The sequence below is a fragment of the Stenotrophomonas sp. Y6 genome (assembly GCF_022436665.1).
GTDB lineage: Bacteria > Pseudomonadota > Gammaproteobacteria > Xanthomonadales > Xanthomonadaceae > Stenotrophomonas > Stenotrophomonas acidaminiphila_A.
The window spans coordinates 275,794-289,973 of the sequence record NZ_JAKUKB010000001.1 but is presented as its reverse complement, the minus strand read 5'-3'; the positions used below and the strand labels follow the sequence as shown (position 1 = coordinate 289,973).

At 70.1% G+C, this 14,180-nt stretch carries 8 protein-coding genes; 4 read left to right on the top strand and 4 right to left on the bottom strand.

Translation table 11 applies throughout. From position 1 onward, the window contains the following. The first annotated feature begins 75 nt into the window (after nucleotides 1-75). On the top strand, nucleotides 76-1,719 hold the full coding sequence (locus MKP15_RS01410; protein WP_240211553.1) for an acyl-CoA dehydrogenase family protein: 1,644 nt from the start codon (nucleotides 76-78) through the stop codon (nucleotides 1,717-1,719). A gap of 120 nt (nucleotides 1,720-1,839) precedes the next feature. Here MKP15_RS01410 and MKP15_RS01405 read toward each other — a convergent pair whose 3' ends face one another. The 3 genes from MKP15_RS01405 to MKP15_RS01395 form a co-directional block, all read right to left on the bottom strand. Beyond that, the gene (locus tag MKP15_RS01405) at nucleotides 1,840-2,235 is read right to left on the bottom strand and encodes a hypothetical protein (RefSeq protein ID WP_240211552.1); all 396 of its coding nucleotides are present in this window, start codon (nucleotides 2,233-2,235) and stop codon (nucleotides 1,840-1,842) included. A gap of 234 nt (nucleotides 2,236-2,469) precedes the next feature. After that, nucleotides 2,470-2,811: a hypothetical protein gene (locus MKP15_RS01400; protein ID WP_054664409.1), complete on the bottom strand. Its 342-nt coding sequence runs from the start codon at nucleotides 2,809-2,811 to the stop codon at nucleotides 2,470-2,472. 122 nt (nucleotides 2,812-2,933) lie between these two features. Further along, entirely contained in the window at nucleotides 2,934-4,109 is a 1,176-nt protein-coding gene (locus MKP15_RS01395) for a thiolase family protein (RefSeq protein ID WP_240211551.1), read from the bottom strand. Between the two features lie 184 nt (nucleotides 4,110-4,293). Here MKP15_RS01395 and MKP15_RS01390 point away from each other — a divergent pair, with 184 nt between their 5' ends. Beyond that, nucleotides 4,294-7,131, top strand: coding sequence for an autotransporter serine protease (locus MKP15_RS01390; RefSeq protein ID WP_240211550.1), 2,838 nt, complete (start codon nucleotides 4,294-4,296; stop codon nucleotides 7,129-7,131). 73 nt (nucleotides 7,132-7,204) lie between these two features. Here MKP15_RS01390 and MKP15_RS01385 read toward each other — a convergent pair whose 3' ends face one another. Further along, complete coding sequence (locus MKP15_RS01385) at nucleotides 7,205-8,302, bottom strand: Glu/Leu/Phe/Val dehydrogenase dimerization domain-containing protein (protein WP_104938427.1); 1,098 nt, start codon at nucleotides 8,300-8,302, stop codon at nucleotides 7,205-7,207. 284 nt (nucleotides 8,303-8,586) lie between these two features. On the opposite strand from MKP15_RS01385, the gene MKP15_RS01380 reads away from it, so the two are divergent. Both MKP15_RS01380 and MKP15_RS01375 read left to right on the top strand, forming a co-directional pair. Continuing rightward, nucleotides 8,587-12,132, top strand: a complete 3,546-nt coding sequence (locus MKP15_RS01380; RefSeq protein ID WP_240211549.1) for a methylmalonyl-CoA mutase family protein — start codon at nucleotides 8,587-8,589, stop codon at nucleotides 12,130-12,132. Nucleotides 12,133-12,390: 258 nt separating this feature from the next. Beyond that, nucleotides 12,391-14,010 (top strand): sensor domain-containing diguanylate cyclase, encoded by a 1,620-nt coding sequence (locus MKP15_RS01375; RefSeq protein ID WP_240211548.1) that lies wholly within the window; start codon nucleotides 12,391-12,393, stop codon nucleotides 14,008-14,010. The last annotated feature ends 170 nt before the right edge of the window (nucleotides 14,011-14,180 follow it).

Genomic DNA, 14,180 nt, shown 5'->3' with positions numbered 1-14,180 from the left:
CCGCCCCGGCGCCGTACGGCGCGGTCCCGGCGTGCGGCAGAATGGACGGCATCCTCCCGTGCGCAGGGGCCGGCCATGAACACCGAAGCAGCGCCGTTCGAAACCCACGTGGTATTCAACCAGCCGCCGCCGTTTCCCGAATGCAACCTGTGGCGCGACGACCGGGTGCTGCGCGAGGCGGTCGCACGCGAAGGCGGCGGCGCGTTCGCCACGGCGCTGGACGACTACGGCGCGCTGGCTGGCGGCGAACTGTACCGGCTCGGCTTCGACGCCAACCGCAACCGGCCGCTGCTGCGCACCCACGACGCGCAGGGCCAGCGCATCGACACCGTGGATTTCCACCCCGCCTGGCACCGCTTGATGGACGCGGCCAAGGCGCACGGCGTGGCCGGGCTGTCGTGGCGGCAGCCGCAACCGGGCGCGCACGTCGCGCGCGCCGCGTTGAGCTTCCTGCACCACCAGGCGGAGGCGGGCAGCAGCTGCCCGCTGACCATGACCCATGCCGCGGTGCCGGTGCTGCGCCGCGAACCGGCGCTGGCCGAGTGGGCGGCCAAGGCCGCCGCGCCGCACTACGACCCGCGCGACCTGCCCATCGCGCAGAAGCCCGGCATCACCATAGGCATGGGCATGACCGAGAAGCAGGGCGGCTCGGACGTGCGCAGCAACCGCACCTGCGCGACGCCGCTGGCCGGCGAGGGCGAATACTCGCTGGTCGGGCACAAGTGGTTCCTGTCCGCGCCCATGTCCGACGGCTGGCTGGTGCTGGCGCAGGCGCCGGGCGGATTGAGCTGCTTGCTGATGCCGCGGCGCCTGCCCGACGGTGCGCGCAACGGCTTCCGGCTGATGCGGCTGAAGGACAAGCTCGGCGACTGGGCCAACGCCTCGAGCGAGGTCGAGTTCTGCGGCGCGTGGGCAAGGCGCATCGGCGCCGAAGGGCGCGGCGTGGCGACCATCATCGAGATGGTGATGCTGACGCGGCTGGACTGCATGCTCGGCGCGGCCGCGGAAATGCGCATGGCGCTGGCCCAGGCGCTGCACCATGCACGGCACCGCCGCGCCTTCGGCCGGCGCCTGGTCGAGCAGCCGCTGATGGCCAACGTGCTGGCCGACCTGGCGCTGGAATCGGAGGCCTCCACCGCGCTGGCGCTGCGGGTCGCGCGCGCGGTGGATGCGGCCGCGCGCGACCCCGCCGAAGCGGCGTTCGCGCGCGTCGCCACGGCCCTCGGCAAATTCTGGGTCTGCCGGCGCGCGGCGGGCTTCGTCAACGAGGCGCAGGAGTGCCTGGGCGGTGCAGGCTACATCGAGGAATCGATGCTGCCGCGGCTGTACCGGCAGGCGCCGCTCAATTCGATCTGGGAAGGCAGCGGCAACGTGCAATGCCTGGACGTGCTGCGCGCGCTGTCACGCGAACCGCAATCGCGGCAGGCGCTGCTGCGCGAACTGGAGCAGGCGCGTGGGCGCGAGGCGGCCTACGACGCGGCGCTGGAGGCCTTGCCGCCCTTGCTGGACGGGGCAACGGTGGCCGAAGCCGCGGCACGGCGCGTGGCCGCTTCGCTGGCGCTGCTGCTGCAGGCGGCCACGCTGCTGCGGGCCGGGAGCCCGGTGGCGGGCCTGTTCGTGGCCGCGCGGCTGGCGGCGCCGCTGCCGCCCGCCTACGGCATGCTGGATGCGTCGGTGGCGTTCGCGGACATCCTGGAGCGGGCCGTGCCGGCACCCTGAGCGCGCTGGCCTCGGTAACCGGCATCCACGGCGCCGGACAGGTCGCTGGACGGCGTCGCCGCCGTCGCAGGGATCGCGCAGCCGCCCGCCAGGGACGGCTGCGCGACGGGGTGGGGACGATCAGTGCTTGGCGTCGTCCGCCTTCTGGCGCGCCTTCTCGGCCGCGTCGTGCGCTTCGTCGGCGACCTTCTGCGCGGCGTTGGCGGTGGCGGCGCTGGCATCGGCCGCGGCCTCCTTGGCGGCCGCCGACGCATCTTCGGCCGCGGCGCTGGTGGCGTTGGCCGCGCGGTCCAGCGCATGCTCCGACTTGGCGGCGGCCTCGCGGGTGGCGTCGGCGGCACGGTCGGCGGCGCTGTGGGCGGCGTCGGCCGCCGACTCACCGGCGTTGCGCGCGGCATCGGCGGCGTGGTCGGCCGCGGCTTCGGCATCGCGCTTGGCCTGTTCGGCATTGGGGTCGTTGCAGGCGGACAGGGCCAGCATCAGGCTGCCGGCCAGCAGCGGTACAAACAGCTTCATCGCGTTCTCCTGGGTTTGGGGGACGACGCGCGCAGCGTAGGCGGACGCGGATTCAGATTGCGTCAACGCCGACCCGGCACCGCCGGCTGCGCCGGCCATCGGCGCCTTGGGCGATCCGCGGCTGGGTGGCGCGCGCGCCTGGCCCCTGTGGCCGCGGGGAACAGGCGGGAGAAGGCAAAAAAAAAGCCGCTGGCGAACCAGCGGCTTTTCCGACTTGCGTCGAAGCAGAAGTTATTACTTCTTGGCTTCTTCGGCAGCGTCCTTGGCCTTGTCGGCCACGTCTTCAGCAGCCTTGGCGGTGTCGGCAGCGGCGCCGGCAGCGGCGTCGGTGGCGGCGCCGGCAGCGGCGGCAGCGGCGTCACCAGCGGCGTCAGCAGCGGTGGCGGCGGTGTCGGCAGCAGCCTGGGCGGCGTCGGCGGTTTCGGCGCCGGCGGCAGCAGCCTGGTCAGCGGCGGCCTGGGCGTCGGTGGCGGCTTCGTTGGCCGAAGCAGCGGCGTCCTGGGCAGCTTCCTGCTTCGAGCAGGCGGCCAGGGCCAGGCCCAGGGCCATCGCGATCAGCAGCTTGTTGATGCTCATTGTGTGAATCCTCGTCGTTAGATTAGGCAACGCGCCATTGCGCGCCTTAAACATGATGACAAGCCCGTTTGGGCTGTCAAGCGACCGCGCATTCATTTTTGTAAAAAAGGCATTAAGTCCAATCAAATCAATTCGATGGCGATGGCCGTTGCTTCGCCGCCGCCGATGCAGAGAGAGGCGACGCCACGCTTGAGGCCACGGCTGCGCAAGGCGTGGACCAGCGTGACCACCAGGCGCGCGCCCGAGGCGCCGATCGGATGGCCCAGCGCGCAGGCGCCGCCGTTGACGTTGAGCTTGTCATGCGGGATCCCGAGTTCACGGATCGGCGCCATCGCCACCACCGCGAAGGCTTCGTTGATCTCGAACAGATCCACGTCGCCGACCTGCCAGCCGGCCTTGTCCAGCACCTGCCTGACCGCACCGATCGGCGCGGTGGTGAACCACTCCGGCTCCTGCGCGTAGGTGGCGTGGGCGACGATGCGGGCCAGCGGCTGCACCCCGCGGCGCGCGGCGTCGGCGGCGTCCATCAGCACCACCGCGGCGGCACCGTCGGAGATGCTGGAGGAACTGGCCGCGGTGACGCTGCCGTCCTTCTTGAAGGCCGGCTTCAGGGTCGGGATCTTGGTGATGTCGGACCTGCCCGGCTGTTCGTCCTGGTCGACCTCGACCTCGCCCTTGCGGGTGGCCACCTTCACCGCGACGATCTCGTCCTTGAACGCGCCGGTGGCCTGCGCGGCCTGCGCGCGCTTGACCGATTCGATGGCGTAGGCGTCCTGCTCCTCGCGGGTGAAGCCGAACTTGGCGACGGTGCCTTCGGCGAACACGCCCATGGCCTGGCCGTCGTAGGGGTTGGTCAGGCCGTCCCAGGCCATGTGGTCCACCGCCTGGAAGTTACCGTAGCGGTTGCCGGTGCGCGAGTTCGGGATCATGTGCGGCGCGTTGGACATGGACTCCATGCCGCCGGCGACGACGATGCTGGCCGAGCCGGCCTTGATCAGGTCATGGCCCAGCATGATCGCTTTCATGCCCGAGCCGCACACCTTGTTGAGCGTGGTGCAGCCGGTGCTGGCCGGCAGGCCGGCGGCGAGCGATGCCTGGCGCGCCGGCGCCTGGCCGAGGTTGGCCGGCAGTACGCAGCCCATGATCACTTCGGACACATCGGCGGCGGCAACGCCGGACTGCTCCATGGCCGCGCGGATCGCGGTGGCGCCGAGGGTCGGGGTGGGGACGCCGTTGAACTGGCCGAGGAAGGAGCCGATGGCGGTGCGCTTTGCGGCGGCGATGACGATGTCGGACATGTGCGGTCTCGGTTGTATCCTGCAACGATTATCGAAAGCCGCCGGCGGGGTGCCCATTGGACCAACGGCACATCCCGGCAGACAGCGGTTTGTCGTTGCAGTATAGAAGGTGAGCCACCGCATGGCCGGCCGGTGGCCCCGTCCGCAGGGATACCGGTGTCCGGCCAGTCATGGGGGAGAGGGCATGCGCAACACGTTCAGGGGCCACACCGCACTGGCCGCTTCGATGGCACTGGCGCTGGCCGCCTGCGGCGGCGGCGGTGGCAGCAAATCGACCCCGCCACCGCCGCCCAGTCCGCCGCCGACCTCGCCGCCGCCCACTTCGACCACGCCGCAGCCGGCGATGGACGCGCATCTGGCGCTGACCAACGCCCGCGCCGCGCAGGCCGCCGGCTTCACCGGTGCCGGCGTCCGCATCGGCGTGGTCGATTCGGGCGTGATGCGCAACCATCCCACGCTGGCCGGGCGGGTGGTGGCCAATTTCAGCTACGTGGATCCGCGCCGCAACAATCTGGCGGTGGACGACGTGGTCGGTCATGGCACCACGGTGGCGCAGCTGGCCGCCGGTGCGGCCACCGGGCAATGGCCCGGGGGCATCGCGCCGGGCGCGCAGATCGTCTCGGCGCGCATCATCAACGACGAGCGGCCCAAGGACGATGGCTCCGGGCAGGGCAACGAGGTCACCGGTGGCCTGGGCATGGGCGGCGTCCATGACGACCTGATCCGCGCCGGCGTGCGCATCATGAACAACTCCTGGGGCGGGCTGTACTGGACGCGGCCGACGGTGACGGCGCAGATCGCCGCCGAGTACCGCCCGTTCATCGCCGGCAACGACGGGCTGGTGGTGTTCGCCACCGGCAACGAATCGCGCGCCAATCCCAGCGACATGGCCGCGCTGCCCAGCCAGCCGGGCGAGAATGGCTCGCGCCCGGCGGCCGACCTGGAGCGTGGCTGGCTGGCGGTGGCGGCGCTGGACACGGCCAACCCGGGGCGCCTGGCCGATTACTCCAACGCCTGCGGCGTGGCCCGCAACTACTGCCTGGTGGCGCCGGGCACGTCCGCCTTCGTGGGGCCCAGCGCCACGGCGTCGAACCTGTCCTACTACTACGGCAGCGGCACCTCCTACGCCGCGCCGCTGGTATCGGGCGCGGCGGCGCTGGTGTGGCAGGCGTTCCCGTATTTCGACAACAACCTGGTGCGGCAGACCCTGCTGGGCACCGCCACCGACCTGGGCGATCCCGGCCCGGATGCGGTGTTCGGCTATGGCCTGCTCAACGTCGGCAAGGCGGTGAAGGGCCCGGCCCGGTTCGACTGGGGCGACGTGACGGTGGACGTCAACCAGTTGGGGCTGGGATCGGTCTGGAGCAATGACATCAGCGGCGCCGGCGGGCTGGTCAAGCGCGGCGCAGGGGCGCTGACCCTGGCTGGTGCCAATACCTACGGCGGCGCCACCCGCATCGAACAGGGCACGCTGGCCCTGCGCGATGGCGCCTCGATACGCTCCAGCGTCACCCTCGTGCCGCGGTCCGATCCGACGCAGGCAGCCCTGCAGTTCATGGGCGGTGCCACCCGGGTGACCGGCAATGTCGACAACGGTGCCAGCATCGTGATGCTTGGCGGTGGCAACAGCAGCATCATCGACGGCGATTACCTGCAGCGCAGCGGTTCCCGCCTGCTGATCGCGCTGGGCGTCAATGCGCTGCAGGTCACCGGCAGCGCAACCCTGCAGGGCGGCGGGGTGCTGATCAACGGGGTGGTGCCCGGTTACGTGCCACAGGACGGCACGCGGCAGGGCCTGATCCGCGCCGATGGCGGTGTCAGCGGCCAGTTCGACGCGGCCCCTGCCGCCACCCAGAATGCCGGCGTTGCACTGCTGCAGGCCGGCTACGGTTATGACAGCCACAATGCCTGGCTGGACCTGCAGCGGGTCAACGTGACCGCGGCCGCGCGGGTGGCGGGCGCGGATGCCGCGGCGATGGCCGCGGCGCAACGGGTGGAGCAGGCCTTCGAGCTGCTCGATGGCGATGTGACCCTGCAGTCAGGTGCGTTTGCGGCCGGTGCCAGCGCCCTGCAGCGTGGCGGTGGCGGTTTCGACGGGCTGGGCGCGAGCCTGCGCAGCCTCACCGGCCAAGCGCATGCGCTGGCGCTGGCGATGACCTTCGACAGCATCGACATGAACCGGCGGGCCTTGTCTACCCAGTTCGGCGAGGACGGCAGCCGCGCCGACGGGGCCTGGTCGCGTTCGCTGGGGGAGGGCGGCCAGGGCGGCCTTGCCGGCGGCGACTACCGCCTGGGCGGCTGGATGCTGGGCCGCGAGACCGGCATGGGCGATGCCCGGGTGGGCTTCGCGTTCGGGCAGGTGCAGGCGCAGCTGGCCGGCGGCGAGGCCGGTGACCGCGGCCGCGACCGCCAGACCCAGGCCCGGTTCTATGCCGGGCGCCAGTGGGGCCAGGCATACGCGCTCGGGCAGCTCGGTGTGGGTTGCTACCAGCGCGAGCTGGATCGCGGCCTGCTGCTGGGCGGCGAACGTGCCGGGGTGATGGCGCGTTACGCCGGCCGCTTCCTGTCCGGCAGCGCCGAGGCCGGTTATCGCTTCGAGCTGGGACGGGGCGCGTTCACCCCGTACCTGGGCGCCGACTACGCCCGCATCGACAGCGACGCGTTCCAGGAGCAGGGCGGCTACGGGTTCGGGCTGAGCGCCGGCGGCTGGCAGGCCAGCCAGGTGCGCGGCCTGGCCGGCCTGCGCGCCGACTACCGCTGGCGCGGGCTGCAGCTGGGCGGCTACGCCGAGTGGCAGCAGGCGCTGTCCGCCGGCGCCGGGCCGCTGCAGGCACGCTTCACCGGCATCGATGCCTGGGCGCCGCTGTATGGCCTGCAGCCCGCACGCGCCGCCGGATTGTTCGGCGTGTCGCTCGATGCCTGGGTCGCGCGCGATGCGCAGCTGTCGCTGGGCTACGACCAGCGCCTGGGCGGACGCGGCGACAACCGGCAGCTGTCGCTGCGGTTCATGCGCGGGTTCTGAGCCAGCGGCGGCGGACATGCAAAAGGCGGGCGACCGGGTCGCCCGCCTTTTTTGTGCCGGCCGGGTGCGCTGGCTATTCGCCGCGCAGGCGGCTCATGCGCGGGGTGGCGCGGCCCAGCGGCATCTTCAGCTTGCCGATGGCTTCGATGCGGGCCTCGGCGATGCGGTCGGCCGCACGCTGCGGCGAGATCCCGTCGCGCTCGGACGCGTCGAAGATGCGGCCGAGGTTGTGGTAGATGCTGCGGATCAGGCGCATGGCGCGCTCGCGGTTGTAGCCGTCGATCTCCAGCGACACGTTCATCACGCCGCCGGCGTTGACCGCGTAATCCGGTGCCCACAGCACCCCGCGCCGATGCAGTTCGTCGCCCACCGCATGGCTGGCCAGCTGGTTGTTGGCGGTGCCGCAGATGACCTTGGCCTTGAGCCGGTCAAGCTCCTCCATGCCGATGGCGCCTTCCATCGCGCAGGGCGCGAACACGTCGGCGGCGACGTCGTAGATGGCATCGGGCTTGATCGCCTCGCAGCCGTACTCGGTGACCGCGCGCTGCACCAGCACCGGGTCCAGGTCGGTCACGTAGAGCTTGGCGCCGCGCTCGCGCAGCAGCTTCACCAGTTCCATGCCGATGTGGCCCAGGCCCTGCACGGCGATGCTGACCTTGCCCACTTCCTCGTGGCCGAACTTGCGGTTGATCGAGGCCATCAGCGCCTGCAGCGCACCGTAGGCGGTGAACGGGGCCGGGTCGCCGGAGCCGCCATGGACCTGGTGCACGCCGGTGACATAGCCGGTCTCCAGGTAGATCTGCTCCATGTCGTTGACGTCGCTGCCGACGTCCTCGGCGGTAATGTAGCGCCCGCCCAGCGCTTCGACCTGGCGGCCGAAGGCGCGGAACAGCACCTCGCTCTTGTCGGTGCGCGGGTCGCCGATGATCACCGCCTTGCCGCCGCCCACGTTGAGCCCGGCCAGCGCGTTCTTGTAGGTCATGGTGCGGCTCAGCCGCAGCACGTCGCGCAGGGCGTCGTCGCTGTTGGCGTAGGGCCGCATGCGCACCCCGCCCAGGGCAGGGCCCAGGGTGGTGTTGTGGATGGCGATGATCGCTTTCAGGCCGGCATCGCGGTTGTGGCAGAACACGACCTGTTCGTGCCCGGAAGTGGCGAGGGTTTCGAAAAGCATGGAAGCTCCGATGGGCGTTACTGCGACAACGTCCGTGATCCTGCAGACAACTGGTGGGCCAGAAAACAAAAATGCGACTTCGTCGTGGCGGTGACGGGTCGCGGGCGGCCATTCTAAAGCATTCGGCGGCCAGCGCATGTTCAGGCTGCCGCCGGCCGCGAAGGGGGCGCAGCCGCCGGGGGGCGGGGCGGTACGGCGGCCGGGTCACGCTGCGCTGCAACCTGACCTGCGCGGCGCGCGGCTCTATCATCGGTTTCAACAGAAACCGAGATGTCGCACGGCCCATGAGTACTCCCGCCCCCCACCTCCCGCAGACGCAGACGGAAACCAGCCCGCTGCGTTTCGTCACCGCCGCCAGCCTGTTCGACGGCCATGACGCGGCCATCAACATCATGCGCCGGCTGATCCAGGCGCAGGGCGCGGAAGTGATCCACCTGGGCCACAACCGCTCGGTGGAAGACGTGGTCCGCGCGGCGCTGCAGGAAGACGCCGACGCCATCGCGCTGTCGTCCTACCAGGGCGGCCATGTCGAGTATTTCAAGTACATGGTGGACATGCTGCGCGAGCGCGGCGCCGGCCACATCCGCGTGTTCGGTGGCGGCGGCGGCACCATCACCCCGGAGGAGATCCGCGAACTGCAGGCCTACGGCGTGGAGCGCATCTACCACCCCAACGACGGCATGAAGATGGGGCTGGTGGAGATGATCGAGGACGTGGTCCGGCGCGCCGGCGACGCCCGCGACACGGCACCGGCGGCGGACGACGCCAGCGTGCCCGGCATCGGCGACGAGATCGCCATCGGCCGCATGCTGTCGCGGCTGGAGGACGGCGCTTTCGGCGACGCGGAACTGGCGCACCTGCGCCGGCAGTGGCAGCTGGCCGGCGGCAGGACCCCGGTCATCGGCATCACCGGCACCGGTGGCGCCGGCAAGTCCAGCGTCACCGACGAACTGCTCAACCGCTTCCTGGCCAGCTTCCCGCAGATGCGCATCGCGGTGGTCTCGGTCGACCCGACCCGCCGCCGCACCGGTGGCGCGCTGCTGGGCGACCGCATCCGCATGAACTCGCTGCGCAGCCCGCGCGTGTACATGCGCTCGATGGCCACACGCCGCCAGCACGCGGCGATCAATACCGTGCTGCGCGACTGCATCGGTTTCCTCAAGTCGCTGGCCTACGACCTGGTGATCGTCGAGACCGCGGGCATCGGCCAGAGCGACTCGGAGATCGTCGATCTGGTCGATTTCCCGATGTACGTGATGACCAGCGACTTCGGCGCGCCCAGCCAGCTGGAAAAGATCGACATGCTCGACTATGCCGAACTGGTGGTGCTCAACAAGTTCGACAAGCGCGGCGCCGAGGACGCGCTGCGCGACGTGCGCAAGCAGTGGAAGCGCAACCGCGTGGCGTTCGCGATGAAGGACGAGGACGTGCCGGTGTACCCGACCATCGCCTCGCAGTTCAACGACCCGGGCATCAGCTGGATGTTCGCCAACCTGTGCCGGCTGCTGCGCGACAAGCGCGGCGCCGGGAACGCGGAGGCCGCAGCGCAGGGCGGCTGCGACTGGATGCCGGCCATCGACACCACGCTGAAGGAGCCGCGCGCGACCGTGCTGATTCCCGGCAGCCGGGTGCGTTACCTGGCCGAGATCGCCGAGCAGGGCCGTGCCATCAATGCCCGCATCGAATCGCAGGCCGAGGTGGCCGAGCGCGCCCAGGGCTGCTGGCAGGCGCTGAAAGAGCTGGGCGACGCCGCGCTGCCGGCGGCGCTGGACCTGTACCCGGCCGACGCCCTGACCGATGCCGCCGCCGACACCAGCCTGCGCACCCTGCGCCAGCGCTACAACGACGCGGCGCAGTCGCTGGATTCGGAAGCCCTGCGCCTGCTGCGCGAATGGCCGGCGCGGCTGAAGTCGATCACCGACGAGGTCAACGAATACCAGGTGCGTGGCAAGACCATCCGCGTGGAGAACTACCGCGAGTCGCTGAGCCACCAGCAGATTCCCAAGATCGCCGCGCCCACCTACCGCAGCTGGGGCGAACTGCTGGTGTTCCTGCAGAAGGAGAACCTGCCCGGTTCCTACCCGTACACCGGCGGCGTCTACCCGTACCGTCGCAGCGGCGAGGACCCGATCCGCATGTTCGCCGGCGAGGGCACCCCCGAGCGCACCAACCGCCGCTTCCATTACCTGAGCGTGGGCCAGCCGGCCGCGCGCCTGTCCACCGCCTTCGACAGCGTCACCCTGTACGGCGAGGACCCGGCGCCGCGCCCGGACATCTACGGCAAGATCGGCAACTCCGGGGTCAACATCCCCACCCTGGACGACATGAAGAAGCTGTACTCTGGCTTCGACCTGTGCGCGCCGACCACCTCGGTGTCGATGACCATCAACGGCCCGGCGCCGATGATCCTGGCGATGTTCATGAACACCGCCATCGACCAGCAGGTGGAGAAGTACCTGAAGGCCGACCCGGCGCGCTGGGCCGAGGCCGAGAAGAAGATCGCGGCGATGTTCGAAGGCCGTGCCCGTCCGCAGTACCACGGCGAACTGCCGCCGACCAACAACGGCCTCGGCCTGGGCCTGCTCGGCGTCACCGGCGACCAGCTGGTGGACGCCGACACCTACGCGCGGATCAAGGCCGAGACGCTGTCCACGGTGCGCGGCACGGTGCAGGCCGACATCCTCAAGGAAGACCAGGCGCAGAACACCTGCATCTTCTCCACCGAGTTCGCGCTGCGCATGATGGGCGACATCCAGCAATATTTCGTCGACCACGGCGTGCGCAACTTCTACTCGGTGTCGATCTCCGGCTACCACATCGCCGAGGCCGGCGCGAACCCGATCAGCCAGCTGGCCTTCACCCTGTCCAACGGCTTCACCATCGTCGAGTATTACCTGGCGCGCGGGATGAAGATCGACGACTTCGCGCCCAACCTGTCGTTCTTCTTCTCCAACGGCATGGACCCGGAATACACCGTCATCGGCCGCGTCGCCCGCCGCATCTGGGCGCGCGCGATGCGTGAGCGCTACGGCGCCAACGAGCGCAGCCAGATGATGAAATACCACATCCAGACCTCCGGCCGTTCGCTGCACGCGCAGGAGATCCAGTTCAACGACATCCGCACCACGCTGCAGGCGCTGTACGCCCTGTTCGACAACTGCAACAGCCTGCACACCAACGCCTACGACGAAGCCATCACCACGCCCACCGAGGAAAGCGTGCGCCGCGCGGTGGCGATCCAGATGATCATCAACAAGGAGCTGGGGCTGAACTTCTGCGAGAACCCTTGGCAGGGCAGCTTCATCGTCGACAAGCTCACCGACATCGTCGAGGAAGCGGTCTACAAGGAATTCGAGGCGATCAGCGAACGCGGCGGCGTGCTCGGCGCGATGGACACCATGTACCAGCGCGGCAAGATCCAGGAAGAGAGCCTGTACTACGAGCACAAGAAGCACGATGGCAGCCTGCCGCTGGTCGGCGTCAACATGTTCCTGCCGAAGGAGCATGCCGGCGAAGTGGCGACCGAGATCGAGCTGATCCGTTCGACCGAGGAGGAGAAGGGGCAGCAGATCGAGAACGTGCGCAACTGGCAGCGCAACCGCAATGCCCTGGCCCCGGCCGGCGAGACCTCGCACAGCCACGAGGTGGCTGGCAGCGCCTGCAGCGACGCCGGTGTCCACGATGGCCACGGCCTGGCCTACCTGCAGAACACCGCGCGCGAGCGCCGCAATGTGTTCGCGGCGTTGATCGAAGCGGTCAAGACCCACAGCCTCGGCCAGATCAGCCACGCGCTGTACGACGTGGGCGGGGAGTACCGGCGGAACATGTGATTGGCCGCGGCGGCAGGGCCCGAAGACGGGCCTCGCCGGTTTGCCGGGCGCACCCGGTGATGCCCGCTGGCCCGCAGCCGGGTCACCCGGGCGGATATCATGCCGTGCGGTCCGCCGCATACGGCATGGCGCGTCGGAATTGGGGGTGTTGCGCGGCCACGCGGGTAGCGGCGGCGGGCGCAGGTGCATCCGCCAGGATGAGCGCCCGCGCGGGCCGCCGCTGGACTGCCCGCTGGCGCTCGGTGACCATAGCCCCGTATGTCCGCCCTCACGCCCTCCACGAGCCTGCTGCGACTGCTGCCCGAGGCGGTGGTGCAGACCGATGCGCTGTGGGCGATCACCTACCTCAATCCGGCTTGGCACACGCTCACCGGGCATGCGGTGGAGGCGGCGCTCGGCCGGTCCCTGCTTGAATTCGTGCATCCCGACGACACCGGCACCCTGCGCTCGGGCATGCCGGTGTTCCGGTTGCGGTTCGCCGACGGGGATTACCGCTGGGTGCGGCTGCAGCTGCAGCCGGAGACCGACGAGGCCGAGCGGGTGCTCAGCCGCCAGGGCGTGCTGATCGAGGTCACCGAGGTCACCGAGCAGGTGCTGGTGGAAGTCCGCCAGCGCTTCCTGCGGTTGCTGGAAACCATCGACGGCGTGGTCTGGGAGGCCGAGCGCGGGGTGGGCAATACCTTCCTCAGCCCGCAGGTGGAGCGGCTGTTCGGCTACACGGTGGAGGAATGGCGCGCCGATCCGGGCTTCTGGCGCTCGCGCGTGCATCCCGACGACCTGGCCGAGGCGCTGGTCATCGACGAGGCCGCGTACAACGCCACGCACAGCTACGCCTACGAGATGAGCTACCGGCTGATCGCCAAGTGCGGCAAGGTGGTGTGGGTGCGCGACCTGTGCCGGGCGGTGGTCGAGCCGGGCCGGCCGAACCGCATGATCGGGCTGATGATCGACGTGACCCGCCAGAAGCACACCGAGCTGGAACTGCTGCGCTCGGACAACCGTTATGCGCTGGCCACCCTTGGCTCCAATGACGGCATCTGGGACTGGGACCTGCGCAGCGATGTCATGCACGTGTCCGAGCGCTTCCGCCGGATCGTGGGGATGGACGACGGCGAGCCGGTGCATCACGGTGGCTGGCACTTCCTGCAGCAGCTCATCGACCCCGACGACCGTGCGCGCGTGCAGCTGGCCTACCGCCGCCACCTGTCGGGGAACAGCCCGAATTTCTCGGTGGATTTCCGCGCCTTCCATGGTTCCGGGCGGCTGGTGTGGGTGAACTGGCGCGGCGTGGCCCAATTCGACGACGGCGTTGCCGTGCGCATGGCCGGCTCGCTCAGCGACCTGGCCGAACGCGGCAGCTCCTACGACGCGCTCACCAACCTGCCGGGCCGGCCGTTGTTCCGGGCCCGCCTGGCGCATGCCATCGCCGTGCACCGCGGCGAATCCGCGGCCGGGGCCGACGGGCCGGCGCGTGGTGGCACCACCATGTTCGCGGTGCTGCTGCTGGACCTCAACCGGTTCAAGGCGGTCAATGACAGCCTGGGCCACCATGTCGGCGACCAGTTGCTGCAGCAGGTGGCGCGGCGTCTTGAATCGTGCGTGCGCAACGCCGACCTGGTCGCGCGCATGAGTGGCGACGAGTTCAACCTGCTGCTCGAATCGATCGATCCCGGCGAAGCGGCCGAGCGTGCGCGGCAGATCGTCGCGGCGCTGGAGGTGCCGTACCTGATCGGCCCGCATACGGTGAGCAGCAGCGCCAGCATCGGCCTGGTCAGCAGCCAGTCCGGGCTGAAGACGATCGATGACTACCTGCGCACCGCCGATGCGGCCATGTACCGCGCCAAGAGCCGCTCGCTGGGCGTGTGCATCGCTTCATGACCGGCGTGCCGTGCAGCGGCACCGGCCGGCGTTGCCGTCGGACGGCGCCTTGCGTGGCGCTTTCTCCGGTGCCGGGACACTGAGCGCCCGGCGGGCAGGCGTGGTGCCTTTGCTGGCGGCGCATGACAGTTCGTATGCCACCCATGCCGCGTGGTTATGGATGCGCCGCG

Coding starts and splice junctions, on each gene's coding strand:
- MKP15_RS01385 (WP_104938427.1), bottom strand. CDS start 8,302: ATGCTTTTCGAAACCCTCGCCACTTCCGGGCACGAACAGGTCGTGTTC.
- MKP15_RS01405 (WP_240211552.1), bottom strand. CDS start 2,235: ATGAAGCTGTTTGTACCGCTGCTGGCCGGCAGCCTGATGCTGGCCCTG.
- MKP15_RS01380 (WP_240211549.1), top strand. CDS start 8,587: ATGAGTACTCCCGCCCCCCACCTCCCGCAGACGCAGACGGAAACCAGC.
- MKP15_RS01375 (WP_240211548.1), top strand. CDS start 12,391: ATGTCCGCCCTCACGCCCTCCACGAGCCTGCTGCGACTGCTGCCCGAG.
- MKP15_RS01395 (WP_240211551.1), bottom strand. CDS start 4,109: ATGTCCGACATCGTCATCGCCGCCGCAAAGCGCACCGCCATCGGCTCC.
- MKP15_RS01390 (WP_240211550.1), top strand. CDS start 4,294: ATGCGCAACACGTTCAGGGGCCACACCGCACTGGCCGCTTCGATGGCA.
- MKP15_RS01410 (WP_240211553.1), top strand. CDS start 76: ATGAACACCGAAGCAGCGCCGTTCGAAACCCACGTGGTATTCAACCAG.
- MKP15_RS01400 (WP_054664409.1), bottom strand. CDS start 2,811: ATGAGCATCAACAAGCTGCTGATCGCGATGGCCCTGGGCCTGGCCCTG.